Annotated in this window: 36 protein-coding genes; 28 read left to right on the top strand and 8 right to left on the bottom strand. The window is 62.7% G+C overall.

All coding sequences use genetic code 11. The features are described from left to right. Nucleotides 1-220 precede the first annotated feature (220 nt). From OH491_RS21880 to OH491_RS21870, 3 genes are all read left to right on the top strand, one after another. Complete coding sequence (locus OH491_RS21880; protein WP_068772427.1) at nucleotides 221-1,201, top strand: alpha-ketoacid dehydrogenase subunit beta; 981 nt, start codon at nucleotides 221-223, stop codon at nucleotides 1,199-1,201. A gap of 151 nt (nucleotides 1,202-1,352) precedes the next feature. Beyond that, on the top strand, nucleotides 1,353-2,579 hold the full coding sequence (locus OH491_RS21875) for a biotin/lipoyl-containing protein (protein WP_342750690.1): 1,227 nt from the start codon (nucleotides 1,353-1,355) through the stop codon (nucleotides 2,577-2,579). Continuing rightward, entirely contained in the window at nucleotides 2,576-3,100 is a 525-nt protein-coding gene (locus OH491_RS21870) for a 2-oxo acid dehydrogenase subunit E2 (protein ID WP_425429205.1), read from the top strand. The genes OH491_RS21875 and OH491_RS21870 overlap by 4 nt, the downstream gene beginning before the upstream one ends. Nucleotides 3,101-3,256: 156 nt before the next feature. On the opposite strand, the gene OH491_RS21865 is transcribed toward OH491_RS21870, so the two are convergent. From OH491_RS21865 to OH491_RS21845, 5 genes are all read right to left on the bottom strand, one after another. Beyond that, a complete protein-coding gene (locus tag OH491_RS21865) occupies nucleotides 3,257-4,507 on the bottom strand; it encodes a sulfatase-like hydrolase/transferase (protein WP_068772429.1) in 1,251 nt (416 codons plus the stop codon). A gap of 226 nt (nucleotides 4,508-4,733) precedes the next feature. After that, nucleotides 4,734-5,732, bottom strand: coding sequence for a zinc-binding dehydrogenase (locus tag OH491_RS21860; protein WP_068772430.1), 999 nt, complete (start codon nucleotides 5,730-5,732; stop codon nucleotides 4,734-4,736). Between the two features lie 129 nt (nucleotides 5,733-5,861). Beyond that, nucleotides 5,862-6,245 carry a zinc metallopeptidase gene (locus OH491_RS21855; protein WP_342750689.1) on the bottom strand — a complete coding sequence of 128 codons (384 nt, stop codon included), beginning with the start codon at nucleotides 6,243-6,245 and terminating at the stop codon, nucleotides 5,862-5,864. A gap of 116 nt (nucleotides 6,246-6,361) precedes the next feature. Next, nucleotides 6,362-7,045 carry a metal-dependent hydrolase gene (locus OH491_RS21850; protein ID WP_068772432.1) on the bottom strand — a complete coding sequence of 228 codons (684 nt, stop codon included), beginning with the start codon at nucleotides 7,043-7,045 and terminating at the stop codon, nucleotides 6,362-6,364. A gap of 39 nt (nucleotides 7,046-7,084) precedes the next feature. Further along, complete coding sequence (locus tag OH491_RS21845; RefSeq protein WP_068772433.1) at nucleotides 7,085-7,714, bottom strand: cysteine hydrolase family protein; 630 nt, start codon at nucleotides 7,712-7,714, stop codon at nucleotides 7,085-7,087. Between the two features lie 85 nt (nucleotides 7,715-7,799). Here OH491_RS21845 and OH491_RS21840 point away from each other — a divergent pair, with 85 nt between their 5' ends. After that, nucleotides 7,800-8,303, top strand: coding sequence for a DUF1294 domain-containing protein (locus OH491_RS21840; RefSeq protein WP_334319629.1), 504 nt, complete (start codon nucleotides 7,800-7,802; stop codon nucleotides 8,301-8,303). 19 nt (nucleotides 8,304-8,322) lie between these two features. On the opposite strand, the gene glnD is transcribed toward OH491_RS21840, so the two are convergent. Continuing rightward, nucleotides 8,323-11,127, bottom strand: a complete 2,805-nt coding sequence (gene glnD, locus OH491_RS21835) for a [protein-PII] uridylyltransferase (protein ID WP_068772435.1) — start codon at nucleotides 11,125-11,127, stop codon at nucleotides 8,323-8,325. A 267-nt stretch (nucleotides 11,128-11,394) separates the two neighbouring features. On the opposite strand from glnD, the gene OH491_RS21830 reads away from it, so the two are divergent. From OH491_RS21830 to OH491_RS21725, 22 genes are all read left to right on the top strand, one after another. Then, entirely contained in the window at nucleotides 11,395-13,215 is a 1,821-nt protein-coding gene (locus tag OH491_RS21830) for a hypothetical protein (protein WP_068772436.1), read from the top strand. Next, on the top strand, nucleotides 13,212-14,168 hold the full coding sequence (locus OH491_RS21825) for a DNA adenine methylase (protein ID WP_084442583.1): 957 nt from the start codon (nucleotides 13,212-13,214) through the stop codon (nucleotides 14,166-14,168). The genes OH491_RS21830 and OH491_RS21825 overlap by 4 nt, the downstream gene beginning before the upstream one ends. Then, nucleotides 14,165-14,488, top strand: coding sequence for a hypothetical protein (locus tag OH491_RS21820; RefSeq protein WP_068772438.1), 324 nt, complete (start codon nucleotides 14,165-14,167; stop codon nucleotides 14,486-14,488). Before OH491_RS21825 ends, OH491_RS21820 begins: the two co-directional genes overlap by 4 nt. A 190-nt stretch (nucleotides 14,489-14,678) precedes the next feature. Continuing rightward, complete coding sequence (locus tag OH491_RS21815; RefSeq protein WP_342750688.1) at nucleotides 14,679-14,957, top strand: hypothetical protein; 279 nt, start codon at nucleotides 14,679-14,681, stop codon at nucleotides 14,955-14,957. Then, complete coding sequence (locus OH491_RS21810; RefSeq protein WP_068772439.1) at nucleotides 14,950-15,765, top strand: hypothetical protein; 816 nt, start codon at nucleotides 14,950-14,952, stop codon at nucleotides 15,763-15,765. The genes OH491_RS21815 and OH491_RS21810 overlap by 8 nt, the downstream gene beginning before the upstream one ends. A 15-nt stretch (nucleotides 15,766-15,780) precedes the next feature. Next, nucleotides 15,781-16,074 carry a hypothetical protein gene (locus OH491_RS21805; protein ID WP_068772440.1) on the top strand — a complete coding sequence of 98 codons (294 nt, stop codon included), beginning with the start codon at nucleotides 15,781-15,783 and terminating at the stop codon, nucleotides 16,072-16,074. Continuing rightward, nucleotides 16,071-16,598, top strand: a complete 528-nt coding sequence (locus tag OH491_RS21800; RefSeq protein ID WP_068772441.1) for an ATP-binding protein — start codon at nucleotides 16,071-16,073, stop codon at nucleotides 16,596-16,598. Before OH491_RS21805 ends, OH491_RS21800 begins: the two co-directional genes overlap by 4 nt. Continuing rightward, nucleotides 16,595-16,723 (top strand): hypothetical protein, encoded by a 129-nt coding sequence (locus tag OH491_RS21795; RefSeq protein ID WP_334319631.1) that lies wholly within the window; start codon nucleotides 16,595-16,597, stop codon nucleotides 16,721-16,723. The genes OH491_RS21800 and OH491_RS21795 overlap by 4 nt, the downstream gene beginning before the upstream one ends. 170 nt (nucleotides 16,724-16,893) lie before the next feature. Further along, a complete protein-coding gene (locus tag OH491_RS21790; RefSeq protein ID WP_068772442.1) occupies nucleotides 16,894-17,487 on the top strand; it encodes a DNA cytosine methyltransferase in 594 nt (197 codons plus the stop codon). Between the two features lie 295 nt (nucleotides 17,488-17,782). Beyond that, complete coding sequence (locus OH491_RS21785) at nucleotides 17,783-17,938, top strand: hypothetical protein (protein ID WP_334319632.1); 156 nt, start codon at nucleotides 17,783-17,785, stop codon at nucleotides 17,936-17,938. Between the two features lie 48 nt (nucleotides 17,939-17,986). Further along, a complete protein-coding gene (locus OH491_RS21780; protein ID WP_068772444.1) occupies nucleotides 17,987-18,901 on the top strand; it encodes a hypothetical protein in 915 nt (304 codons plus the stop codon). Nucleotides 18,902-18,982: 81 nt separating this feature from the next. Further along, entirely contained in the window at nucleotides 18,983-19,270 is a 288-nt protein-coding gene (locus tag OH491_RS21775) for an LPXTG cell wall anchor domain-containing protein (RefSeq protein WP_068772445.1), read from the top strand. 16 nt (nucleotides 19,271-19,286) lie between these two features. Further along, nucleotides 19,287-19,745: a hypothetical protein gene (locus OH491_RS21770; protein WP_068772446.1), complete on the top strand. Its 459-nt coding sequence runs from the start codon at nucleotides 19,287-19,289 to the stop codon at nucleotides 19,743-19,745. Nucleotides 19,746-19,748: 3 nt separating this feature from the next. After that, complete coding sequence (locus tag OH491_RS21765; RefSeq protein ID WP_068772447.1) at nucleotides 19,749-20,228, top strand: LPXTG cell wall anchor domain-containing protein; 480 nt, start codon at nucleotides 19,749-19,751, stop codon at nucleotides 20,226-20,228. A gap of 6 nt (nucleotides 20,229-20,234) precedes the next feature. After that, nucleotides 20,235-21,461: a discoidin domain-containing protein gene (locus OH491_RS21760; protein WP_068772448.1), complete on the top strand. Its 1,227-nt coding sequence runs from the start codon at nucleotides 20,235-20,237 to the stop codon at nucleotides 21,459-21,461. 6 nt (nucleotides 21,462-21,467) lie between these two features. Next, nucleotides 21,468-22,037 (top strand): hypothetical protein, encoded by a 570-nt coding sequence (locus OH491_RS21755; protein ID WP_068772449.1) that lies wholly within the window; start codon nucleotides 21,468-21,470, stop codon nucleotides 22,035-22,037. Nucleotides 22,038-22,072: 35 nt separating this feature from the next. Continuing rightward, nucleotides 22,073-22,477 carry a hypothetical protein gene (locus OH491_RS21750; RefSeq protein ID WP_068772450.1) on the top strand — a complete coding sequence of 135 codons (405 nt, stop codon included), beginning with the start codon at nucleotides 22,073-22,075 and terminating at the stop codon, nucleotides 22,475-22,477. Between the two features lie 15 nt (nucleotides 22,478-22,492). Beyond that, nucleotides 22,493-22,681, top strand: a complete 189-nt coding sequence (locus tag OH491_RS21745) for a hypothetical protein (RefSeq protein ID WP_068772451.1) — start codon at nucleotides 22,493-22,495, stop codon at nucleotides 22,679-22,681. Then, a complete protein-coding gene (locus OH491_RS21740; protein ID WP_068772452.1) occupies nucleotides 22,678-22,965 on the top strand; it encodes a hypothetical protein in 288 nt (95 codons plus the stop codon). Before OH491_RS21745 ends, OH491_RS21740 begins: the two co-directional genes overlap by 4 nt. A gap of 25 nt (nucleotides 22,966-22,990) precedes the next feature. Then, nucleotides 22,991-23,518 (top strand): hypothetical protein, encoded by a 528-nt coding sequence (locus tag OH491_RS21735; protein WP_068772453.1) that lies wholly within the window; start codon nucleotides 22,991-22,993, stop codon nucleotides 23,516-23,518. Nucleotides 23,519-23,757: 239 nt separating this feature from the next. Further along, nucleotides 23,758-23,997, top strand: a complete 240-nt coding sequence (locus OH491_RS21730) for an antitoxin VapB family protein (RefSeq protein ID WP_068772454.1) — start codon at nucleotides 23,758-23,760, stop codon at nucleotides 23,995-23,997. After that, on the top strand, nucleotides 23,997-24,377 hold the full coding sequence (locus tag OH491_RS21725; protein ID WP_068772455.1) for a type II toxin-antitoxin system VapC family toxin: 381 nt from the start codon (nucleotides 23,997-23,999) through the stop codon (nucleotides 24,375-24,377). The genes OH491_RS21730 and OH491_RS21725 overlap by 1 nt, the downstream gene beginning before the upstream one ends. A gap of 40 nt (nucleotides 24,378-24,417) precedes the next feature. On the opposite strand, the gene OH491_RS21720 is transcribed toward OH491_RS21725, so the two are convergent. Next, nucleotides 24,418-24,729, bottom strand: coding sequence for a hypothetical protein (locus OH491_RS21720; protein WP_145929051.1), 312 nt, complete (start codon nucleotides 24,727-24,729; stop codon nucleotides 24,418-24,420). 44 nt (nucleotides 24,730-24,773) lie between these two features. Continuing rightward, nucleotides 24,774-25,130, bottom strand: coding sequence for a hypothetical protein (locus OH491_RS21715; RefSeq protein WP_068772456.1), 357 nt, complete (start codon nucleotides 25,128-25,130; stop codon nucleotides 24,774-24,776). Between the two features lie 397 nt (nucleotides 25,131-25,527). On the opposite strand from OH491_RS21715, the gene OH491_RS21710 reads away from it, so the two are divergent. Then, nucleotides 25,528-25,746, top strand: coding sequence for a hypothetical protein (locus tag OH491_RS21710; protein WP_145929052.1), 219 nt, complete (start codon nucleotides 25,528-25,530; stop codon nucleotides 25,744-25,746). Nucleotides 25,747-25,827: 81 nt separating this feature from the next. Continuing rightward, a complete protein-coding gene (locus OH491_RS21705; protein WP_068772458.1) occupies nucleotides 25,828-26,223 on the top strand; it encodes a hypothetical protein in 396 nt (131 codons plus the stop codon). Nucleotides 26,224-26,227 lie beyond the last annotated feature (4 nt).

Raw genomic sequence — 26,227 nt, 5'->3', positions numbered from 1 at the left:
AGCGCTGGAAATCCCAAATCCCAAAAAAATTCCAAAAAAAATGCCCAAATCTCAAAAAACATTGCCGCACCGGAGCGGCGGCGTTCCCTCCCCCGGACGAGGCGCAGCCTCGCCCTTTGGAATTTCGTGATTTGGAATTTTTTTGGAATTTGGGATTTCGGAATTTGGGATTTTTCCGCCACCGCCCCCTCTTAAACTTAATACTTAAACTTAAACTTTCATGCCCATCATCACCTATCGCGAGGCTCTGCGCCACGCCATGGCCGAGGAACTCACCCGCGACGAAAACGTCGTCATACTCGGCGAGGAAGTCGCCCAGTTCCGCGGCGCCTACAAAGTCACCGAGGGCCTCCTCGAAAAATTTGGCCCGAAACGCATCGTCGACACCCCGATCAGCGAGGCCGGCTTCGTCGGCATGGGCGTCGGCGCCGCCATGCTCGGCATCCGTCCCGTGATCGAGCTCATGTTCTGGTCGTTCTACTCCGTCGCCTTTGACCAGATCGTCAACAACGCCGCCAACATCCGCTACATGAGCGGCGGCCAGATCAACTGCCCCATCGTCATCCGCGGCCCCGCCAACGGCGGCACCAATGTCGGCGCCACCCACTCCCACACGCCCGAAAACATCCTGGCCCACCATCCCGGCGTGAAAGTCGTCGTCCCCGCGACGCCCCACGACGCCAAGGGCCTGCTGAAATCCGCCATCCGCGACAACGACCCGGTCTTTTTCCTCGAAAACACCATCCTCTATGGACTCGAAGGCGAAGTCCCCGCCGAGGAATACCTCGTCCCGCTCGGCCATGCCGACATCAAGCGCGAAGGCACCGACCTCACCATCGTTTCCTACGGGCGCCCCGTCATCCAGTCCCTCGCCGCCGCCCAGCAGCTCCAGCAGGAACACGGCCTGTCCGTCGAAATCGTGGACCTGCGCACCATCCGCCCGCTGGACATCGACACCGTGCTCAAGTCCGTGGCCAAAACCCATCGCGTCCTCATCGTCGAGGAACAGCGCCCCTTCGCCAGCGTCGGCTCGCAACTCGCCTACATGATCCAAAACGAGGCCTTCGACGAACTCGACGCCCCCATCCAGCGCCTCGGCACCATCGACGCGCCCGCCATCTACAGCCCGCCGGTCGAGATCGAGCAACTGCCCAATTCCCAGCGCATCCTCAAGGCGGCGCTGGCCGCCGCCAGCGCCTAATGCAAAATGTATAATGCAAAATGTATAATGAAGCCGGCGCGTTTTTCTCTCCTTCATTATCCATTCTTCTTTTTCCATTAGGCTCGCTTAGTCCCTTCCCATTATCCATTTTTCATTTTTCATTATCCATTTTCCATTAGCGGAGCGTAATATGGCCGAAATCATCGAGATGCCCAAACTCAGCGACACCATGACGGTGGGCACGCTGGTCAAATGGCTTAAGCAGGAAGGCGACGCCGTCAAAACCGGCGACATGCTCGCCGAGGTCGAAACCGACAAAGCCACCATGGAGCTGGAATGCTTCTTCGACGGCGTCCTCCTCAAGATTTTTTCCGAGGCCGGCTCCCAAGTCCCGATCGGCGCGCCCCTCTGCGCCGTCGGCAAACCCGGCGAAACAGTCGAGACCCCGAAAAACCTGGCCCCCGCCGCCGAGACCAAACTCCCGCCGCCCCCGGCGGAAAACCCGAAGGCGGATGAACTGAAGGCTGAAAAACCCACATCCTCTGGGAACACCGAGCCCCAGCCCGGCACGCCCGCTGCCGTAGGGCCTGACCTTGCGTCAGGCCGCGTCCACCAAGACACCGCTCCCCTTCCCTCTGTCCCTCCCGGCGGCGCGCGCCAGCGCATTTCCCCGCTCGCCCGCAAATTCGCGAAGGAAAAGGGCATCGACTACACCCGGCTCCAAGGCAGCGGACGCGGCGGACGCATCGTGCGCGCCGACATTGTCGCCGCCGAGACCGCCGGCATCGCCAAGATCGGCGCGCCTCTCGCCCCCGCCGGCAAGCCCGCCCCGTCCGGCCCCGGCGCGCCCGCCACCGGCACCGGCCATTTCGCCAAGGGCCCCATCCAGGAAGAGCGCACCGTTGCCGTCAGCAACATGCGCGGTACCATCGCCAAGCGCCTGCTCGAATCCAAGACCACCATCCCGCACTTCTACCTCGACATCGAAGTCGACGCCGAGCCCCTCCTCGCCCTCCGCCAGCAGCTCAACACCGGGCTCGAAGCCGACGGCGTGAAACTCTCCGTCAACGATTTCATCCTGAAAGCCTCCGCCGCGGACGCGGCGGACGCATCGTGCGCGCGACATTGTCGCCGCCGAGACCGCCGGTATCGCCAAGATCGGCGCGCCTCTCGCCCGCCGGCAAGCCTCGCCCTGTCCGGCCCCGGCGCGCCGCCACCGGCACCGGCCATTTCGCCAAGGGCCCCATCCAGGAAGAGCGCACCGTTGCCGTCAGCAACATGCGCGGTACCATCGCCAAGCGCCTGCTCGAATCCAAGACCACCATCCCGCACTTCTACCTCGACATCGAAGTCGACGCCGAGCCCCTCCTCGCCCTCCGCCAGCAGCTCAACACCGGGCTCGAAGCCGACGGCGTGAAACTCTCCGTCAACGATTTCATCCTGAAAGCCTCCGCCGAGGCCCTCCGGCGCGTCCCCGCGGTCAACGCCTCCTGGGAAGGCTCGCTCATCCGCTATTACTCGGCCGCGCACGTCTCCTTTGCCGTCGCGATGCCCGACGGCCTCATCACACCGGTCATCCGCGAGGCGCACGTCAAGACCGTCTTCCAGATCAGCGCCGAGGCGAAGACGCTCGGCAAAAAGGCGAAGGACAAAAAACTCACTCCCGCCGAGTTCACCGGCGGCACCTTCTGCGTGAGCAATCTCGGCATGATGGGCATCACGAAATTCAACGCCATCATCAACCCGCCCAATTCCGCCATTCTCGGCGTGGGCACGACGGTGACGAAGCCCGTGGTGAAAAACGGGGCGATCGTCATCGGCCAGACCATGACCCTCACGCTCAGTTGCGACCACCGCGTGGTGGACGGCGCCCTCGGCGCGCAATACATGTCCGCGCTGAAAGCCATTCTGGAAAACCCGGCGCTCCTCCTCGTGTAACCTCCCGGGCACCGCGCGGCAGCGCGCCGTAGCGCAGGCATCTTTGCCTGCCGTCGTTGGGTGGTCGCGCGAAGCGCGGCATTTTTCAGAAAAAAGCCAGCGGCGCTTCGCGCCTTTCGTTTTCGACGGCAGGCAGGATGCGCTACGCTCCCGATACTACGCCGCCGCCCACGCGCGCAGCCGTTCCCGCTCCGCCGCCCATTCCGCATCCGCCGCGAGATTCCGCAACTCCAGCGGATCGCGCTCCAAGTCAAAAAACAGCCACGGCGAACCGTCCTCGCCCAACACCAGTTTCCGCCGCGCCGTGCGCACGCCGCGCCACACGCGGTCGCATTGATGCGGCAGCCGCACCACCGACGGCATCGAAATTCTCGCCCGTTCCGGCCCGCCGCCGCCCGCGTCGAAAAATTTTCCGCGCTCGATCAACGATATCGTCATCCGCGGCAAATCCGCCAGCGTCACCGCCGCCGTCGAAACCGTCCCGCCCCGCCTTGCCTCCTTCGCGCCGCGCGCGCGCACCAGCAACGGCACGCGCACGCTTTCCTCGTGCGGCCAACCTTTGCGGAACAGACCATGCGCGCCGTGCATGTCGCCGTGCACCGAGCTGAACACCACCACCGTTTCATCCCCGCCGTCCATCCCGCGCAGCGCATCCAGCAGCCGCCCGATGGCTGTATCCGTCGCATGGATATGCGCGTAATAGCCCGCCAGTTCGCGCCGCGCCCGCTCCTCCGCGCCGCCTCCGCGCGGCACATTGGCCGCCAGGCGCACTTCGCCGGGAGACATCGCGGCCGCTCCGGCGGCCGGGGCATCGTAGGGCGGATGCGGGGCCTCCAGGCTCGCCACGCAAAACCACGGCGCGCCGCCGCGGCGCGCGCCCGCCCATTCCGCCGCGCGTGTGCAGAGCACGTCGCTTTGATAACCCGGCGCGCGCACCGGCTCCGGCAGCCGCGTCCCGTGCAGCCACGGATCGTTCAGCAAAAAACCGCTCTCGAAACCTTCCCAAAAAGCGAATCCGCCGCGCGCCTCCTCCGGCACAAGCTGCCGGGCGTGCGCCTCGCCGACCAGCGGGGCCGACGGGTCGCGTCGCGCCAGGTGCCACTTGCCGAAAAATGCCGTGGCGTAGCCGCGGGCCGCCAGCTCATGCGCGATGGTCCGCGCGTTCGCGGGCAGCGGGTCGAAATACTCCCGCACGCCGTTCTCCGGCGAACGCACTCCGGTCAGCAACGCCGCCCGGGCAAACGGCCCGAAGGGATGCGGCGTCACCGCCTGCGCGAAATTCACCGCCTCCGCCGCCAGCGCGTCGAGTCGCGGCGTGCGGGCGTTCGCGTCGCCCGCAAAACCCGCCGCTCCCGCGCGCCATTGCGTGGTCAGTATCCAAAGGATGTTCGGTTTTCGCCCGGGCATATCCCGCCGACGCTGCCGGGCCCGCCGGCTCCGGCAAATGCAAAATGCGCCCGGACGGCGCGTGCGGGTGTAACTCAAAGTTGTGTCACTCCCTCTTTCTTCTTTCCTCTTTATCTTTCTCTTTCGTCAGGAACGGGTGGGGAGAAAGAGGAAAGATAAAGAATAAAGAGGAAAGATTCCGGCGGTGATATCACTTTGAGTTGCTCCCGGCGCGTGCCGCTCGGTCTCAGTCCGAGATGCGCATCACGATTTTTCCGAACTGGCCGCCGCGCTCCATCAGCTCAAACGCCTCGGTCGCGCGCGCCAGGGGGAACACCTCGCTCACCACCGGCTTGATGCGGTGCTTGCCCACGAATGTCACCATTTCCGTCCAATCGCGCGGGCTCCCCATGGTCGAGCCCAGCAGCGAGAGCTGCCGCCAGAAAATTTTCCGCATCGGCAGCGTGCCGGGGTCGCCGCGCGTCGCGCCAAAAAACGCGATGCGCCCGCCCGGCGCAGCGAGGTCCACCAGCGAGGAAAAACCCGGGCCGCCCGCGCTGTCGATGATGACATCAAACGCGCCGGCCGCCGTCGCCGCCTCCTTCGCCCAGCCTTCCTTCGAATAATCGAAGCCGCCTTTGGCCCCAAGCAACACGGCCCGCGCGATCTTCTCCGGCGAACTCGACGTCACCCACGCCTCGGCCCCCGCCGCCACCGCAAATTGCAGCGCAAACACCGCCACGCCGCCGCCGATGCCGGTGATCAGAATGCGTTCGCCCTTCTTCAGCTTGGCGCGGCTGAACACCGCGCGCCACGCGGTGAGCCCGCCCAGCGGCAGCGCCGCCGACTCTTCCCACGTCAGCGCCTCCGGCTTGCGCGCCAACTGCGCCGCGGGCACGGCGACGCGCTCCGCCAGCGTGCCCTCGCGCGGCAGCCCGAGAATGTTAAAGCCGGCGCCCTGCGCCCGCTCGTTCGCCCCCCACTCAAGGCTCGGGTTGATGACCACCTCGCGCCCGATCCAGCCGCGATCCACCGCCGCGCCCGCCTCCACCACCACGCCCGCCCCGTCGGAACCGAGGATGGACGGGTATTTGATGCCCGCATATTGCCCGAGCTTGATCCAGACATCGCGATGGTTGAGCGCCGCCGTGCGCAAGGCCACGACCACACCGCCCTCTGCGACCTCGGGCGCGGCCGCGTCGGCCACCGCCAGTTGATTCGATCCGGACAAAACAACAGCTTTCATCCCTGCCAAACTAGAGCGCAAAACACCGCCGCGAAAAGCCTGCAATCACGGGGAATCTGTCAGTTTTTTGCATAAAAACGGCGCACCGCCGTGCGCCGTTCGATCAAGGCAAACTCTTTCACAAAAAACTTAATTGTTTCGACGCGCCGCCAGCAGCCAGAGCAGGTTCACCAGCGACGATGCGAACGCGGCCACATACGTGAGCGCCGCGGCGTTGAGCGTCTCGGACACGCCGGCCGCCTCGTCCCGCTGGACGATGCCCAGCCCGGCCAGTTCGGCCTTGGCGCGACGGCTCGCGTCAAACTCGACCGGCAGCGTCACCAGATGAAACAAAGTCAGCACCGCGTAGCAAAGGATGCCTATGTCGAGCATGAAGCCGCCGAAACCGCGGAAGAAAAATCCGCCGATGATGACGAACGGCAGGATCTGCGACGAAATCTGCGTGATCGTGAAAATGAGCAACGGCCAGATGGCCCAGTTGGGAAGGAAGGCAAAGGCAAAGAGTGTGTTCATGATTGCTGGCACTATGACACACGCAGGACGCAGGATGCATCAAAAAATTTTCGTCAAACGGCTGCAGGCCGGAATCGGCCTGCGCCGCAGTCACCAAGCGGGAAATGTCGCCGACCTCAGATTTCCAATGTCCCGCCGGGCGGAAGCGGGTTCACCGCGTGGCCGCGTTTTTTCGCAGCTTCGGCAAAGGCCCGCGGGTCCTGCTTGATCGACGGCCAGGTGTTGTAGTGCATGGGAATGGCCAGGCGCGGCTTGAGAAAATCGAGCGCGTCCAGCGCATCCTCCGGCCCCATCGTGAAGTTGTCGCCGATCGGAATCATGGCGAGGTCGAGCCCGGCGCGTCCGACGAGCTGCATGTCCAGAAACAACGCCGTGTCTCCCGCGTGGTGGAGTTTCCTGCCGTCCGCCTCCAGCAATATTCCGCACGCCGTGCCCATGTAGATCGGGGCGAGCCCGGCATCGAGGCTCGACGTGTGGTGGGCGAGCGTGAGTTTCACCCGCCCGAAGGGGAAGGCGCAGCCGCCGCCCGGATTCAACCCGTGCGTCGTGGCCAGCCCTTTCGCCGCAAAATATTCGGCTATCTCGAAGTTGGCGACCAGCGTGGCGTGATTGGCGCGGGCGATGTCGAGCGCATCGCAACAATGGTCCTCGTGCCCGTGCGAGACCAGCACCGCATCGCATCGCACATCGGCGGCCTTGACCGGAGCCAGCGGATTTCCCGTCAAAAAGGGGTCGATGAGGATGCGGGCGGCGGATGTTTCCACCAAAAAGCAGGAGTGTCCGTAATAAGTGACGCGCATACCGGGATGGATTTTGAGATTGGAACGAACCGCAAAAACTCAGTCAGCGACGGCATCCTGCCGTTCCACGATGACGGCAAACCTGTCGCCCAATGCCGCCAGATGCGCGGCGTGGAGGGCGGCGGCCGGGATCACGTCCCGCTCATCGCCCCGGCTTTCTTCCGTCGCGCCGGATGGCAAGTCGCGCGTGGCGCAGGCGGCGGCGACCACCGTGCATCGCCAGCCCTTTTCCGCCGCCTCGCGGACCGTCGAGCTCACGCACATGTGGGTCATGAAGCCGGTGACGACGAGCTGCCCGCGCCCGGCCGTGCGCAGGGACTGCTCCAAGGTCGTCCCCGTGAAACTGCTCGGCAGCGCCTTGGTGACGACCACCTCGTCCGGCAGCGGCTCAAGTTCGTCCACGATCTCCGCGCCGCGCGAACCCGCCGCAAAGACCGGCGAGCCCGCCGCAACCACGTGCCTGACATGAATGACCGGGGTCCGCGCCGTCCGCGCCCGCGCGAGCAGGCGCCGGATCTCCGCCACCGCCGCGTCGAACCCGTCGAGCGGCAGGCGACCGTCGCGGTATTCGTTTTGCGCGTCGATGATGATGAGGGCGCTTTCGGATAATACCGCCGGCACGGGCGATGCGCCGGCGATCTCGCGGAGTGTCTTGGGATGTGAAGCCATGCGGCAAACGAAACGACACTCCGGCCGGATGCAACGCCTTACCCGATTTTCCCGGCGCAGGCGCGGGGCGGGCATGTCGAAAAACATGGAAACCACGCGCGCCCATGGCACGCTGGCGGGAATCACGATGAGCCGCGACCCCGCCCATAGCCCCGCATCGCGCCCGCCCGCGCCTGGCGGATCGAAGCCGCGTCCCGGCACGGGGACGTTTGTTCTGTTTTCGCTGCTGCTGGTCGCGCCGGTCTTTGCGTTGAGCCGACTGGCCATGAAGATCGCATGGGAATGGGTGGCCGCGGCACCCGTCGCGCTTTCGGCGCTCACGTTTCTGGTTTACCGGATCGACAAGCATCGCGCCGAGGCGGATGGATGGCGCGTCCCCGAATCGACCCTGCACGGCCTTGAGCTGCTCGGCGGCTGGCCGGGCGCGTTTCTCGCCCAGCGCATTCTGCGGCACAAAGTTTCCAAGGTGTCCTATCAAATCATGTTTTGGCTGATCGTGGCCGCGCACCAATACGCAGCCATCGATTCAACCCTCGGCTGGCGTTGCACCAGACTGGCGCTGTCCTGGGTCAAGGCCCGGCTCGGCTGAACAAACGGGCGCGCCGCGCCTATGCCGCCGGCGCCTCGCTGGTCTGCTCGGGCGCCACGAGGGCGTGGAGCGCGTCGCGCAGGGTGTGGAGGCGGGTCTCGTCGATTTGCTCCCCGTCCGTGCTCTCGATATAAAAAGTGTCGATCGCGATGCCGCGCTCGGTGCCGATGCGGGCGAAGGTGATGTCGAAGCCGTGATCGTAGATGCTCTTGGAGAGTTGATACAACAGGCCCAGGTGATCGCGCGCCTGAATTTCGACAATGGTGCGTTGCATCGCCAGTTCGTGATAAACCTCGATGCTCGGCGGAAAGGCGCTTTGCAGGGCTTCCATGCCGTTTTTCAGGTCGAGACCGTAACGCTGGCTGACTTTCTTGGCCTGCGCGAGGATGTCGGGATAGAGATCGCGGTTGGCGACGAGGGCCTGCTCGACGGTGCGCGCGAAGACCTCGGTGGCGCCGTGGTTTTCCACCGCGCCGCCGCCGGGTTCGACGACGTAGAAGGTGTCGATGGCGATGTGGTCGGCGCGGGAGATGACCTTGGCGCCAAGGATGTTCAGGCCCGCGACGCTGAAGGCGCCAGCCAGCTTGTAGAAAAGGCCGGCGCGATCCCATGTCACGACATTGACGACCGTGAGGCCGCGGTTGAGGTCGTTTTTCCAGTCGATGATGGGGCGCAGCGTCCCGATGGAATCGGCGGTGTTGATGGAACGCAGGAGGCGGTTGACCATCTCGAGATGGAGCGAGATTTCGTCGGTCCCGGTGTGGATGAAATAACGCTCCGGCAGGAGGTTGAAGTGCGCGGTGATCTCATCGGAGCCGATGCCGGGGATTTTCTTTGCAAGAAGTTCTTGGCGTTTCATCTGGGTAAGGCCGGAATTTTTGGTTTCGATGGCTTCGCCGCCGTGTATCAGGTGTTCCAGCGTGGCTCGGTAGAGGGTGGTGTGGAGGGTGTCCTTGTAACTGTTCCAGAGGTCGGTGGATGTGCCCCGGGCGTCGCAATAGGTGTGGACGTAAAGGTAGCGCAGGCGGTTGGCATCGCCCAGCGCCTCGGCAAAGATGGATGCGGTTTTCGGGTCATCGACATCGTGCCTCTGCCAGAAGCGTGCCATAATGAGGTGCTGTTTGATAATAAACACAACTATTTCACAATCAGCCTCGCCAACCCCGAGGCGTCGGAGGACGGGAAGGGCGAGCTCCGCGCCGGTGTCGGCATGGCCTTTGATGCCGACGGCCTTGCCGATGTCATGCAGCAACAGGATGAGATAGAGGAGCGTGGGGTTTGGCGTCTCGTGCAGGGCCGCGAGGTATTTGTGCGTGATGGGCTCGAGGCGGTTGAAGATGGCGTCGAGTTCGCGGATGGCGTTGAGCGTGTGGATATCGGCGGTGTAGCGGTGATAAAACTCGTGCTGCACCCGGCAGGTGAGCCCGTCGAACTCGGGGATGAAGCGGCCGAGCACGCCGAGTTCGTGCATGAGGTCGAGGATGGGGAAAACGGCCCCGGCCTCCTGCAGGATGCTGCGGAAGCTGACGATGGCGTCGGGCGAATTGATGACATGGCGGGTGATGAGCGGGAGCGATCCGCGGATGAGATTCTGGAGCGCGAAATCGGGCTGGGCGTCGAGCTGCTGGCAATGGCGGAAGACGCGGATGAGGCGCGCGGGATCGGCCTTGAAAATGTCGGGCGAGCTGGCGACGAGCTCCTTGCCCCGGTGAATGAAGCCGTCGATGCGCTTGGTCTTCTGGTGGCGGGAAATGCGCAGGGTGTCGCGGAGGGAGAGCCGCGAGGGCGGCTCAAGGGTGAGCGCGAGGCGGTTTTCGAGGTTGCGCGCGGTGCGGTGGATGGTTTGCGCGGCATGGTAATAATCGTGCATGAACTGCTCGACGCGGGCGAGCGGGTCGTCGTTGACATAGCCGAGGCCGAAGGCGATGCGCGGCTGCGATTCGAGGTTCAGGAGATCGGTGGCGTGGCGGCTGTTGAAATGGAGCTCGTTGCGGACGCGGAGGAGAAAATCGTAGGCCCGGTTGATGTCGCGGAGTTCGCCGGGGCGCAGGTAATCCTGCGCGACGAGGTCGTCGAGCTGGTCGATGCCGAGCTTCACCCGGGCCATCCAGAGGATGTTGTGATAGTCGCGCAGGCCGCCGACACCGTTCTTGATGTCGGGCTCCTGAAGAAAGACCGTTTGTCCGTAACGGGCGCGGCGTTCGCGCTGGCCGTTGAGGCGGCGGGTGAGGTAATCGCGCGGGTTGTCCTCTTGGGAGAAACTGCGATAGGCGGAGGCAAAGGTTTCGTAGAGCGATTCCGAGCCGGCGAGCCGGCGGGTTTCGAGCAGGGCGGTCTTGGTCTGGATGTCGTTGCGCGCCTCGGCAAAGACCTCGTCCACGGTGCGCGAGGAATGGCCGATTTTCAGGCCGCAATCCCAGAGGATGTAGAGGATTTCGTTGACGAGGTGCTCCTGAAACGGTTCGAGCTGCTTGCGTCCGACCTCCGAGGGGAAAAGGAACATGATGTCGATGTCGCTGTGCGGGCTAAGCTCGCCGCGTCCGTAGCCGCCGATAGCCACGAGGCACACGGGCAGCGGTTCGGTCCCGTGGGCATGCCGCCAGGAATCGCAGGCATACTGGAAAAGATGCGAGAGGAGCACGTCGATCATCGTGGCGCGCCCGCGCGCCACTTCCCGGCCGGACGCGCCCGCCTCATGGCGCATGCGAATCATCGCGCTTTCGAGGCGGATGAAGGTCTTGCACGCGCTGAGGCGCTTGGCGGCGGAAACATCGCCGGCAAAGTCGAGGCGGTCGAGTGCGTGCTTTTTAATACGGCCGATCATACAGGATAATAGATATGCGAATAGAAGGGGATGAAAGCCGTTGAGCAAAGCTGGAAATATGCCGTGGCGCGAAAGATTGGTAAACGCCACGGACAGACCATCCCGCCCGATAATGTAAAAAAGCCGACTCTCACGAGTCGGCTAAATTGGTGGAGGTGGCGGGAGTTGAACAATATCCGGGTGCCGGGTTAGGGTTTGACGGGCAGCTAATTGGCAAAGGGGCGCGTTTGCTGGCTACAGCAATACGCGCACTTGTCGGCTGTCAAAATGCGCACTGACGCCGCCGAGCCACACGGCGGCGCGTCCGTCCGCCCTCCCCTGACTCCCGCCGAAATCGCCCTGCGGTTTGATGCGTTTGAAGCCAAGCGCGACTATTGGGACAGTTACGCACCGCCGCCAGCCGCCCCGGAAAAGCCGTTTCCGGCCCGCCAGCCGTTTACCGGCGCGGTGGACGTCGGCATGGACGAAACCGGCAATGTCCGGGAAATCGCCGATCATGACGAAAGCTACGTGATTCCCGGCGATCACGCGGACCTCGAAGGCGAATCCGTGAAGCGTGAGTCAACCTACGTGCAGGCATGCCGGAACCGCGCCGGGAAGCTCACCAGCACGGAGGCAAAGCGTAAAGGCATGGCACATGAGGCCAAACTTGAGAGCGACACCGCCGCTTTGCTCGAATCGTTTTCCAATGCCGGAATCCCGATGGAATATAAAAACTGCGACCGGCAGATGTATATGGTCAGTTTGCTGACCGGCGAACATAAGAAGCTGCGGTCAACTCGCCAATGCTGTTTGCTCCCGACCGTGGCGCGGCGGAAACGCGCCACGATTATCAGGGACTTGGAGGTATGGTTAAAGCGTCCGGAGAACCGCTACGACCAGTTCATGCTTTTCACTGGTGGCGTGCGCGTGCCGGTCGGAGTGGAGGGCCGCCGCGCCGTGCAAATCATGGGCCGTGCGCTCTCCAAGCTCAACAGCAAGCCGTTCATGAAGAGGCGCGGCTGTTTCTTCGTTTTGCGTTCCATCGAAATCGGCAAGATGGCGGACGAATTCGGCAACGTCATCTGCAATGAGGCTGGCGTCGCCTTGGCGCATGTGCATGCGCATGTTTTGATGCATCAGCCCGGCTGGTTTTCGCCCGAGGAACAGGCGGCGCTTACCCGCGACATCACCCGGTGTTGGGACAAGCTAATGGCGTCGGCTGAGTCGAAAAATCCATTTTGGGGTTGGTCTGGCTCGCTGGAAAACATCCGCGAGTGTGTCAAATACGTTTGCAAGACCGACGCCCTGCTTGCTCTGGACGCCGCGAATTTACGACGCACGCACGAAATGCTTTTCCGGCTGCATCGCGTGCAACCGCTGGGCGCTTTCAAACGGGAGCGGGCGTCGCGTTACGCCCGCATCTTGAAGGTCGGAAGTCGGTTCGTGGCCGAAAAAGGCGCACGGGAAAAACTGGTCCCTTGGGTGCATAAGGATTGGAATTGCACGAAGCGCGCACGGTTGAAAACCGAGGAGCAGAAGCGGGCGGAAAAGGCGCGGTTGGAAGCGAGGAAAAGGCGCAAAGAGCGGATTGCAGAAATGCGGGATGATGCCCGTTGGAAGGCGTTTTTAGAGTGCCGCGATCTACTCAAAGAGCGGCAAGCCGTTTGGTGGGAAAAACCGCTCGAAACCGCCCCGGGAACGGCCAGCGAACCGCCCGAACCGATGGGACAAAAGCGGAAAACCGTAATCAGTAACCGCATCTTTGCGCGCTTGGCACCCGCACCGTATTTTGGACGGGCATGGGAACCCGCCGTGCTGGTGTGGAATTTCCAACCTGAGCGCAAGGCGGAGGTGTTGGCGGAGTGGCATGCGTTGCCGTGGATTCGCGATGCCGTGGAGGCTACGCGTGACATCGTGGCGAAGGCGCGGCAGTTGGAAGCGGATGAGATGCTGGCGGAGATGCGGCGCCCGGCGGAAGGCATAATTGGATGTTCACGTCTTGACCGTAACTGTCCAGCGGCGGCGGGGCCGCCATGCGGCAGTTTTGAGCCTCTCCCGGGCTCTTTCGAGGACTTGGCCCGCCAAAAAAAGGAAGTTTTCGCATGAATCACGAGACGCAAAATGCCCCTCGCTCCCATGCCCTGCCCACTGCGGTCCACCGCGCCGCTTCTGACGCTGATCGAGGCGCGCCGGGAATGGCGTTGCCAGCTGACACGGGCCCCAACGCCGGAAATGACGCTGAGTACCGCAGCGCCGAAAATGCCGCGGCAAGATCCGTGAAGTATGTCGGCGGGAAAAACCAGAGCGGCGTCTACCAGCGCATCATCAACCTGATTCCGCCGCACGACGTTTACATTGAGCCGTTTTTAGGCTCTGGCGCCATTCTCCGGCTGAAAAAGCCCGCCCTCGTTTCCTACGGCGTCGATCGCGCATTGTCGCCGCTGGCGGTGTGCGATCGTGCCGGCGTGAAATACGTCGAAGGCGACGGGATTGCCTTCCTCGAAGCCTACCCTTTTCGAGGTGGCGAGTTTGTCTATTGCGACCCGCCTTACGTGCCCTCCACTCGTGGCAACCGCCGTTACTACAAGCACGAAATGTCAGATGACGAGCACGCGAGACTGTTGGGCGTGATTCGCAGGCTGTCCTGTTGCGTGCTTATCTCCGGCTATTCGTGCGACCTTTACGAGCGGGAGCTTGCCGGCTGGAATCGCGAAGAGTTTCGCGTCATGACTCGCGGGTGCACGTGGGCTACGGAAGTCCTTTGGTTCAATTATCAGCGTCCGGGCCGCCTGCACGATGTTTCCTACGTCGGCGCCGACTACCGCGAGCGGCTTCGCATCAAACGCAAGTGTGAACGCTGGGCGGCCCGCCTCGCCAAAATGCCCGCGCTTGAACGAGACGCGCTGTTTTCGGCGTTGATCGAGGTGCAGGGCGCAGCTGGCAACGCCGTCCATGACGATGCCGCCGGCGTCGCGGCCGTCAGCGTCAGAAGCGGCGTTGAGTGCCGGCAAGTAACGCCAGAACCGGCGTTGCAGGGCTCGAAAGGCGGTGTGAAATGACACCGCGTGCGCCGCATCGTGAAAAGCCCGCCGTTGTGCTGGGGAAGGCCTACGCGCTGTTTCCGCAGCCGTCCGGAGCGCCAAAGGTTGTGCGCGTGGAAATCCTCGAACGCTACGACGTGCTTTCCGGCGCGATGGTGCGCGAGGAATGGAACAAGAAAATCATCCACGTGCTGCCGTTTGACCGGCTCGCGAGCGAAAAAACGCTCGCGGCGAAAACCGCCATTTTAACCGCGCCGAATCCCGACCGCTCCGAACACAACGTGGCAGGGATGACGGATACCGGCGCGCTCACTCAACCCGAAACCGCCACCGCATGAAAACGCCCCTTCCGCGCCCGCTCACACCGCACCACCGCCGCCGTTTGGTGAAGATTTACCGGGCGAGGCGCGCCGTCCGGCTTGTGCGCATTTGGCAGGGATGCCGACAGCAAGGGAATGCGGTCCAGATGGTGCCCGCCGCAACCGCTTGGGAATGCGCCAAGGAAACGCTTTTCCCCATCAATTTTCCATGAACACGATCACGCCACAACCTGCACCGCCCTCGAACCGCCCGAACCCTGGAGGCCTCGCCTCGAATGCGCCGCGAGAGCGGCACTATACGCCATCGGAATTTTCCGCCGCGCTCGCGCAATACGGCATCACGATGCATGCCGTTATCGTGCGCTGGCGCTGCACAACGGACGGCGCGAATCCGCAACACATCCGCACCAATCCCGCGTTTCCGGGCCGCCATTATATCCCGGAGAGCGAATTAATCCGCCTCGTAACCGGCAACCGCCATGAATGACCAAACCGCCATCATCCAGCCCGCCGCCGTCGCGGCGCAAATAACCGCCGACGCGCCACGCGTGGCGGAAAAAACCGCTCCGAAAACGGAAACCGCCACGGTTGAGCAGCCCGCGAGCGGTTCCGCCGAAACCGCCGCGAACGGCCCGCGCGATTCGCTTGGGCGGTTGTTTGACCCAGTGCGGTTTCGCGCCAACGCGGACGGAACGCCGTTTCTAAACGCGCAAGGGCGGTTCATGCCGCGTGGCGGGCGGAAACCGCGAAACGGCGGAACCGCGCCGGAAACCGCATCCGCGCAACCGCCCGCCGAAACCGCGTGGACGCCGGAAGAGCGTGCCGAGGCGAAAACCGCGCAACCGCCCCCCGGCGCGGAAACCGGAAACGGCGGAACCGCTCCGGAAACCGCGAAACCGCCCCCCGAAGTGGTCACGCCGTCCGGCACGCGGCGCGCCACCGCCCGGGCCGGCACGCGGCTGCTCTACACCGGCACCGGCATCGTGACCGGAAACCCGGAAGAGGCGGTCCCGCCCGAAAAAGAGGATAAGGAACTCCAGGATACCGCCGCCTACGTGCTGGAGGCGAGCGGCTGGAATCCCAGCCCGCTTGTCGCGGCCGGAATCATGCTCCTCACATACGGGGTGTTTGTGGCGAGCCGTCCGAAGAACCAAGAGGCGCTTTCCGCACGCTGGCGCGCCCTTTGGAAGCGCGGGACGAAGACCGTTGCGCCCGCCGCGCCCGCCCGAACCGTCGAACCCGCGCCGCCCCCGATGGCACCCGGTGCGGGCACACCCTTGGCCACTGGCAAATAAATCCGCGATTTTCCCATGAACACACCCGCATCACCCGCGCCAAAAGACGCGCCAGAATCAAAGAAAACGGCATTGGAAGGCGGCCCTGCGCCCCAAAGTCCCGGCATCCTCGAAAGCATCGCCAAGGGCTTTGCCGAAATCTCAAAAGCCAAGGCGACGGCGACTGGCTACACGGCCGTCAGCGACACCGTGGCGGCCGTCGTGTTCCTCGGCGTCACCATCACGCTCGCCACCGCGGCGCCGTCCATCGCCGTGCCTGTCGTCGCGCTGCTGTTGCTTGGCGGAATCGCGTGGCGGACTTCCCGATGAGCATCCACGTCGGCATTTTCGGGCCGTCGCTTTGCGGCAAAACCTACGCGGCCATCATGCTCTCCCTCGCCCTCTGGAGGCAGGAACGCCGCCGTTCGATCGTGCTTGACCCAAACGGCTCCGACTGGGGGCCGCACGCCATCGTTTTCCGCGACATGGACCGCTTCCTCGCGTTCCTTTGGCGGCACCGCAACTGCGCGGTGTTCATTGATGAGGCGACGCTGACAATCGACCGCGGCGTCGAGTTCACTGACCTGTTCACCCGCGTCCGCCACGCCGGGCACATCCTGCACATCATGGGGCACCGCGCCACCGTGCTCCTCCCCATCCAGCGCGATCAATTCGGCAAGCTGCTTCTCTTCCGCCAGTCGCCCGGCAGCGCCAAGATATGGGGCGAAGAATGGGCGGAACCGCGCATGGTGGAGGCGACGGAACTCAAAAAATACGAGTTCCTTTACTGTGTAAAATTCGGCGCGCCGGACGGCTCGCACCTGATTCAACGGGGCAAATTTCCTCCACCATGAAAAACATACTCGTCGTCATCGCCGACATCGTCGCGGTTTCAGTCGGCTTCGTAGCCGGGGCGTTCATCAGGTCCGTGCCGGTTATCATCGGCCTCGCCATCTGGCATTGGTTTGTAGCGCAGTGACGTAGCCGGCGTGACGGGCCCTGGGTTTGTCACGCCGGCCGCGTCACACCGTGACTGAGCTGGGTGAGGCAACAGCCTGGTGTGTCACGCCGGCGGGCAAGCGCGATCGCTGCGTCACACTTCAACAAATGAGAAATAATTTAATACTATCGGTTTTCCCCGGAGCGGATTTGCTGGGCCGTGGATTCGAAGCGGAAGGCTTTTGCGTCGTGCGCGGGCCTGACATCGTCTGGGGTGGCGACGTGCGGGAGTTTCATCCGCCGAGCGGCGCATTTGCCGGCGTGATTGGCGGCTCTCCCTGTCAGGATTTCAGCAAAGCCCGGCGCACTGAACCGACCGGGGCTGGCGTTGAGCTTTTGCGCGAATATGCCCGCGTCGTGGAGGAAGCATCTCCAGAATGGTTTTTGCTTGAGAACGTGCCCGGCGTGCCGGACATCGACGCCAGCGGCTACACCGTGCAACGCTTCAACCTCAACGCCGCCGAGTGCGGCGGCAGGCAATCCCGGCTTCGCACGTTCCAGTTTGGAAGCCGTGACGGCACGTGCCTTGTCATCGACCGTCGCGACATGCCGGACGATGTTGAGCGGACATGCATGGCGACAGAGTTTTGGTTCTTCGCTATTTTCAGTTCCAGTGCCGCGGCATGTCACGCTTTGTGGCACTCTGCGCGTGCGGATGCGGGCGCCGCGTCACAGGCCGCCAAACGTCGGCGACGCCCGCATGCCGCAAGCGCCTCGAACGATCGCGGCGGGCGGTGGCCGTGATGGGCCTGCCGCACTTGTCCGCTGCATCTGCGGCGTGACATGGCGGCGGCGCAAAACCTCCGGACTGTCACTGGTGGAGTGTTTTTTGCGCCTGTTTGCCGTGCCTGATTGGTTTTCATCCAAAGCGGATCGGCCCGCATCGCGACCCGATCCGCGAAAACAAGCTATCTGAAGGCGGCACGCTGTAGCCCGCGTTGCGTTTGATTGCATTTCATTGCGTTTGATTGCATTTCACGGCTCGGCGACGGGCGGGAAAAGGGCACGTGATGGACGCGTTCTCGAAACGAAAACCATCATGAGCAAAATCAAGAAATACCTGACGGTCCCCATGGCCGTGTCCTTCGTCCTCGGTGGCATCGCCGCCCTGTCCTTTGGCTTCGTCGCCAGCCTCCTCAGTCCCGCCGCCGACGCGGTGAAGTCCATCACCAACAAGGTCACGCCCTCCGCCTAAAGCCGGATCGTCGCCACCGCCACCACACCCGCAACCCAGATAACCGCCATGCCCTTCCGCTCGCCGTTTATTCTCACCAACATGTCCGCGCTGCCGACTCCCGGCACCACGGGCACCCGGACGATTTATCATCCGGGCAACATCCGCCTGCACGATTTCACGCTCTTCGTCCAGCAAGGGCAGTCCGGCGCGCTCTCCACGCCTGCGCCCGCCACGCGGGAACAGATCATCGCCGCCATCCAGAAGGTGGAAATCGTCATCGGCACGCAAGTGCTTCGCGAATTCACCGCGGAAGACCTGCTCACCCGGCAGGACATCCTCGGCTACCTGCAAAACGGAGCCGCAGACGGAACCGGCATGGGCGCGCTGACCATCTATTTCAGCAACCCGCTTGCCGCCTCCGTCCTCGGCGAGGAAGCCACGTCGTGGGACCTGCGCGGCATTCCCGAGGTGCAATTCCGCATCACGGTTGCCCGCCCGGCCGCCACCACGTTCTTCGACATCCGCGCCGTCTCGTCAGTGGACAACGTCGCCAACGTGGACGACAAGGGCCAGTATTTCGGGATCTTCGTGCGCGAAGTCCGCCAGACCGACACCATCGGCGCCGGGCGCCAGAGCTACTTCCTGCTCCCGCGCACGCGGCCCTTCGCCCGCCTCTGGATGTTCAGCAACGTGCTGCCGACGCGCGTCATCCTCCGCCACAAAGGCATCGACGTCTACGACGTGACGCAGACCGCCGCGCAACCCGAGCTTGCCATGGAATTCGCCAAGCACGGCAAGGTTCCCCTGCTCAACGCGGACGGCACCGTCAGCACGGTGTGGCCTGTCATCCTGAACATGACCGAGCAAATCACCGAGCGTCTCGACCTGAAGCCATCCGACCAGTTCGAACTGATCATGGAAAAGAGCGCCAGCTCGCAGATCACCTTCGTCATCGAACAGCAATCCCCCGGGCTCGCCTGAGCCGGGGACGCCCACGGAAACGCAGTCATAATCCCCCGCTCCGCCCTGCATGTGCGGAGCGGGGGTAACCGCACCTGAACCATGGCAGATAATTCAAACACCGCCGCCAACGGCATTGAGTGGACCGGCATCCTGACCAAGGGTCTCGACGTAGTCGGCGACATCATCGGCGCCAAATACGGACAGCAAGCCACGCCCACCCCGCAGCCCACCACGCTCAACCCGACTAATCCCGGGAGCACGGGCCAGCCCGCCGCCAACGCGCCAGCCGCGCAGACCGGCGGCATCAATAAAATCATCATCGCCGTTTTCGGAGGCGTTCTCCTGTTCGGCCTCGGCGCACTCCTGTTCTCTCGGCGTCGCCGCTGACCGTCATGGTGACCGCATGGACATCCTCGGCACAATCAAAGGCTTTTTCGGCGGAGGTAGCGGCGGGCAATCCGCAGGCGGCTCCGGCGAGGGCGGAGATTCCGGCATGGTAAACATCAAGGACATCGCGGCGAGCGCGTCGGCATCGTTTGCATCCTCTTTCCAGAGCACGATGCAGACGAAGTTCGGCAACAACATCCGCAATCTCGGCTCCGGCACCATCATGGCCAAGATAGACGAGACGCAGACCACGGACGCGAAAAACGCCACCGAAGCCACTGCCACCTCGTCAAACGCGAAGGCGGACCAGGGCGGCTACGCCGAGTCCACCGCGGTCACGCAAAAGGAAGGCGGCGCGTTCAGCACGTCCGGCGCTTCAGGATGGCTGAACGTCACGACGCTCGGCATCGCCGGGGCCATCGGCGTTGTCGCCATCATCATCACCCTCATCTTTACCCGTCGCCGGAGGAAATAACCCATGAGCCTGTTAAGCGGACTTTTCGGAAGCAATAAATCCAGTTCCTCCAGCAACTACTCGGACAACTCGCGCAACGCAAACGCCGAGGGCGAGGGCATCTCCGCCATGGACTCCATGGTCGCGAAGGATGGCGGCGTGGTTTTCGGTGCCGGGACGACCATCAATAACGACCTCTCCGCCGATGTGGTGGCGCGCGCGCTGTCCAGCATTGACGCCGCCAGCATTCTGCAAAGCGAAATCGCGTTGAACGGCATCAACCGCGCGTCCGCGACCGCCGACGCCGTCGTGGCCGGCGCAAACGCCATGGTGGAGAACAACGCGAAGCTCGCCGGGCAGAGCATGGACACCGCGCTTGCCTTTACGCAACAAGCGGCCGGCTCGCTCACGTCTGCGGGCACGAACCGCACCTATGCCATCGCCGGCATGATCGCCGTCATGGTCATCGGCTTCGCCTTCCTTTTCCGCCGCAAAAAACGCTGACCTCCCATGTCATTCACTCCCGGCCAATCCAATCCCGCGCCCCTGCAATGCTTCCGGTTCAATATCGAGCCGGGCAGGCACGCCAGCTTCGACGGCTACGGCGACTTTGCCTACATCGCCGCCGCCAACGGTCCGCTCGAACTCGCGATTGACGACAACACCAACTTTTTCCCGTGGGACATCGCGCTGGCCCTCGAATATAACAAGCTGCCCGTCGCGTCCGGGAGCCGTTACTATTTCCGCCGGATCGCGGTCCGCAACAGCGGGGCCGAGCCTCTCACCGGCATCCTCTACACCGGATTCGTTACCATCAATGACCACCGCCTGCATGAAACCGTCAAGCAGGACGTGCAGCTTGCCAGTCAGGCGTCCACTGCGGTTGAAGGCACGCTCGAACTCGCCGACGAAGTATGGCAGCTTCTTGTTCCCGGGGTGGAAGGCCGCCGCGAAGTCTGGCTCGCCGCCGAGAAAACCGACGATGATCCGGCTCCCGTAATCGCCTACTGGCGCGCCAACAGCTACGACAATGTCAAGACGCCCTCCCGTGAAATCGGCCTCGCTCTCGACGGCATCACGCGCCTGCCGTTCTCCGACCAGATCGACGTGTCCTGCGCCGCCGCGAGCGCCGGCCGCTGCCGCATCCGCTACTGGGTGGTCACCTACGTCGCCGCCGGCCTCTCCGAGCCCATCGTCGGCAACGCCGCGCAAAACGAAGCGCTCATTCTCCCCGCGATGAACTCCGATGCCAGCGCCAACGGAGACGGCATCTTCATCTACGGAGACAAGGTCAAGTCCGGCGGCACCTATCAGCTTTTCGACCGCAATCCGTCGAGTGAGGTCAAGTTCAACAACAACGGCGGCGTGGCGGTTGATTTTGGCGAGGCCAAGACTATCACGCGTGTCATCCTGAAGTCGATGGTTGCAGTCAGCGGAACCAACACGAACGCCAACAGCGAAGCGCCCGCGACCGTGCAGATCTACAAATCCGCCGACGGCGTGGTCTGGGAGATGATTGACAGCGGCGAGTCCATCCGCGCCGTGGTCAACGGCCAGCCGGTTTACTCGAAATTCTTTGGCGTCGGCTTCGTGCAGGCGCGCTGGCTGAAGTTTGTCTTCACCGGCGTCTACCACGAGGAACGCATCATCTTTTCCGGCAGGACCACACAGAAGGTCAAGGCGCACATCGCAGCCCCGTCCCTTTCCGAAATCGAAATCTACGGCCCCGCCGGATAAAACACCATGGCTATCTCGAAAGAACAAATCAACCGCGTCGGCATCTGCTCCTATCCCGAGGACAGCGCCGACTCCCTCCGTCCGCAGGTGGAACAAAACACCGCCTCCATCAACCAGCACGCCGCTGCCATCGGCCAAAACGCCGCTGCCATCGGCCAGCTTGGCAATCGCATGAACGGTGCCGAGTCGGCCATTGCCGCGTTGCAGGCCGGCGGCGGCAGTGGCGGGCTTACCCTCCGTTATGTTGACGGCGGGACGGGGGCCATGTTCGACGCCCAGTCCGGGCAGTGGGTTGTAATCGACGCCACCAATACCGGAATGGCCACGACGGTTCTTGCCATCGCTCCCGTTCAGAGTGCCACGGGGCCTATTCGAATCACCATTCTCCAGAATGCCTGGACGAGCCTGAGCCTGAGCTTTAGTGGTGAAAATCTCCGGGGACAGACGTTTAATGGCGGAAGCATGTGGGACTGGAGCGGCGGCCCTCCGAACTTGGGACAAGGCACCGACATTACACTCACCCCCATGCCCGACCACAACACGTGGGTTGTTTCCGGCGTCCACACTCAGGGATAACGTCGCCTGACTCATAACCCATCACACCCAAACCCATGAAAAACAATCTCGTCGCCATCGCCCTCATCATCGCCGCCTTCTGCCTCTCGGCTTGCAGCGGCTGCAAGTCGCTCTCGCCGGGCGGCGTTTACGACGGGGACGCGCTTCTATATAACGCCGAGGCCGCCGTTGTCTCCTCTTATGTCGTGTTTGATACGTTTGTGAAATGGGAATACGACAATCGGGCGGACCTCGAAAAAGCGGACGCGAACCGCGCCGCCGAAGTCAAACAGGCCGCCGACTTCGTGCGGAAAAACGCGAAGCTCGCCATAGGCTCCGTCATCGCCGCCGTGGAGTTATATAAAAAACTCCCGACTGAGGAAAACCGGAAGTCTCTCATGGCCGCCCTCACGACGCTGCAACAGGAAGTCGTCAAGGCGGCCGGCTACATCAAAAACTGACCCGCCCCGCGAACCATGGAAAATTCAATACTCATCGCCATTCAGGCGTCCCTGAAGCTGATTGACGCGCTGCTTCCCACGCTCACCGAACTTGTCCGCAAGGGCGAGGTGACGGTTGAGCAACAGGCCGCCGTGCGCGCACAATACGAATCGCTGAAAGCCAAGGCTGACGGCCAGTTCACCGGGGCGCACTGGGAGTCGTGAGCAACGCCATCGTCCTGCTGACCGTTTCCTTTTCGCCGCTGCTTGCCACCATCGCGCAATCAGCGGAGGGCGGCGTCTTGGGCTCGCTTATCCAAGGCGGGACGACCGGCGCGGTTCTCGCTTGGTTCATGTGGCGCAATGAGCGCCGGATGGCCCGCCTTGAGGGCGCGTGGCATACATACAGCAAAGTGCGGCTGCTTGCTTTGGTAGATCCGAAGGCCATGTCGCCTGCACAGAAAGCCGAGGCGGAAAACCTCTTGGCGGAAATCGAACGCAAGGAATGAGCGTTCATCATCGGGCATCAAAAAAATGAGTTGGTGGAATCCATTCACTTGGGGCGGAAACACCGCGGTGGAGCAAACAATCGTGGACCAAGCCGCGCACGACACGCTTTTGCTCGCGCAGGCGCGTGCCGACGCCGGGGCCGGCGTGATCGCCGCCGCCGACTACCTCGCCTTGCGCGACACCTTCCTTCGCGTTCACGGCGCCGCCGCGCTCGCCGCGTTCGACGCCAACGCGCCCGCCGTCCCTGCCGGTGCCACCATCGGCGACATCAAGGACTATCTTGGGGAAGTGGATATTGACATGTCCGCCTTTCAGGAACCCGCCCGCGATTCCGCTCAAGGCAAGATTGACGACATCAAGGACAAGGCCGTCGTTGATGCCGTGAAGGACATCCCCCGCCAGCTTGCAGCCGGCCTCAACGCCGTGACGGCCTCCCTTCCCTCTTGGGTGAAGTTCGCTGCCATCGCCGCCGTCGCCCTGTTCGCCCTTCACACCCTCGCCCGCCTCGGCGTTCGTGTCCCTCGCAGTCGGCGCGCCGCCCGTGCCAAATGACTTCACGCAGCTGGCAACGCCATTCCCGGCGCGCCTTGAAGTGTGACGCATCGATCGCGCTTGCCCGCCAGCGTGACACACCAGGCTGTTGCCTCACCCAGGTCAGTCACGGTGTGACGCGGCCGGCGTGACACACCCAGGGCCCGTCACGCCAGCTACGTCACGTTTCAGCCGGTTCGGGTTTGGTCTTGGGCGCCGCTGGGTTTGACATCCCCGGCATGTCTGTGCATGGTCTGTGCATGGCCAGTAAAACCATTTCCCTCGAACTCGACGCCTACAACCGCCTGAAGTCCACCCGCCGGCCGGGTGAGTCGTTCTCCGAGGTTGTGCGCCGTATCACGCTGCCGCCCGCCAAGGCCACCGCCGCCGATTTGAAGCGCGCCGTGGAATCCGGCAAGTTCGGGCGCGGCGTGGACTGGACCTCCGTCAAGCGCGCCGTCGCCAACCGCACCCGCTCCCGCGACCTCCGCCACGCCTGATGCTCTTCGACAGCGAATTCATCATCCGCCTCGCAGGGCAGGGCGGCAAGCCGTGGCAGCGCCGGGCGCTCGCCTTTATCGACGCCAATCTCGACGCGCCGCTCTACACCTCGCGCATATGCTGGACGGAGTTTGCCGAGGGTTGCGACAGCCCCGCCGAGGTTGCCGCCGCGCTCGACATGTTCACCGTCTTGGAAATTGATGAGCGCGTCGCGTGGCATGCCTCGCGCATTGGCCGCCTGCTGAAAGGCAGGGGCCTGCACATCGGCGACAACGACATCTGGATTGCCGCCACCGCGCTGGCGCATGCGCTGCCGCTGGTCTCGAACAACGCGAAACACTTCACCCGCGTGCCCGGCCTCGAATTGCGCGCCTATTGAGCGCGCCGCCGTGACTTGGCGCCTGTCCCTGTTTGCGCCATCAACGATTCTCGATAAAAAGCTCCGCTTGGAGATTTTTTAACGCCAATCGTTTCTGGGGGTCCCTTTCCTCTGCGAGCAACTTTGCTATCTCGTTTTGTGCACTGGTAAGCGCAGAGGAAAGCCGCTCAGAGCGTTCTTTTTCTGCCGCAAATTTTGTTGCCAGATCATCATTAACAGCAGCAGGCGGGAGTGATACTCCCTTGGGGGCAGCTATTCTGTCGTAGAAAAAAACAGTTGCCGCCACCCCCGCGAAAAAAAGCGAGGCTCCGAAAATGACAGGATGATTTTCGAAACGTTCTTTGAGCGTCATGAGTTTCCTTGCGCGCATGTCACTGTATTTGAACGCGGGCCGGTTCAGGTTTGGGCCTGAGATACGTGCTCTCGCTGTTGACGCTGCATCTCTCCAAGCCGCTTAAGCCCCTCTTCCTCCTTTTTTTTGTCGTCCTCATTAGGCCCATAAATCATTTTATACTCCGGGAGCCACTTTACGAACCCCTCAATGTGTGCAAACCGGGTGTGCAAATCCTCGTATTTGCTGATCATCCCGCGCAATCGCTCTCCCTCGGAGACAGTGTCCTTCAACGCCGCTTTTAGCTCTGACCTTGTTTTTAGAAAGCTGAGTGTCAGCCCGCCTATATAAATAAGGATGACACCAAATGCGCTACATATTGCAATTAAGGAGCTTGTCGCGTCGATAGTAAGTGTGTTCATTATTTAGTTTTTTTCTGGGGCTTCTGGTTCGATGGATAAAACCCCCCGATGGCGACAATGGCGGAATCGGCGGGTGAAACCGGTTTCGCGCCTTCGCGGTCCCATTTTTCGAGAATCAAGGCGGCGAACCTGCTCTTGCTGATTCCGATTGCGTTGGCGCGCTCGGAGATTTTGGCAACCAATGCCTTGCGGCACTGGACGCCGAGAACTTCGGAATGTGATGATTTGCCCATAACACCGCCAAAATAATGAGGCAGTCTCTAAAAACGCTAAAAAAGGCTTGCAGGTTTGAGTGTCTTAAGACTTTTAAATCCGTTTCTCATAACACTGCGCCACCGGGCTCACTGGGTTTGTAACCCGCCCCGGTGGCGCCCAACTCCACCCGCGACTACCAACTATGAAAAAGCGAAAGCATCGGTTCATCGCTCTGTTTTTAGCAATCAATGTATTATTGGCGTCAGCCGGCATCGCCGCCGTCTTATACGGTGCGCTGACGGACGCGCCCGGTGGCGGTTGGCTGGAGCGCACGGCAATGATCGGACTTTGCAGCCCTCTGATAAGCGCATCCTTACTTTTGCTGGCTGCTTCGTTTTCAGAAGTAATCCGAGGCGACTAACCCTTTCGCCCCGCGCCCCGTGCTTTTGGTTGGTAGCCATAAGCCGGGGCGCGAGGGCCAAACAAACAACGCTACCAATCCATGAAAAACGAAGAAAAAATCGCCGCTCTCGGAGCGGAAATCCAATCCAAGCTTGTTGAGCTTTTGACCCTCGCCCGCGAAGACGGGCTGCTAGTGGACACCGTTTACCCATACACGTCAGTCGAGCCTGGCCGCTCCAGTATCTACTCATCATGGACCGCGCATTCCGGATTCGGCACGTGCGCAACAGGGCGAAAGACGCCGCTGGATGCCATCAAAGAGGCGGACAGCGAAGCGCGTTATGGCGGTGAGGCCGTCGCGAAAATGAGAAAGGACGCGGCCGATCTGATCGCCCGCGCCACCCGCCTAGAAGACTCGATAGCACCCCTCTGCGGCAGCACCGCCAACTCTGGCGCCTACGCCGAGACAGAAACCGGACGCCCCCTCACTGCCTGATGCC

This window comes from Termitidicoccus mucosus (assembly GCF_038725785.1).
Taxonomy (GTDB): domain Bacteria; phylum Verrucomicrobiota; class Verrucomicrobiia; order Opitutales; family Opitutaceae; genus Termitidicoccus; species Termitidicoccus mucosus.
The sequence above is the reverse complement of the archived record's forward strand: the minus strand, read 5'-3'. Positions and strand labels throughout refer to the sequence as shown.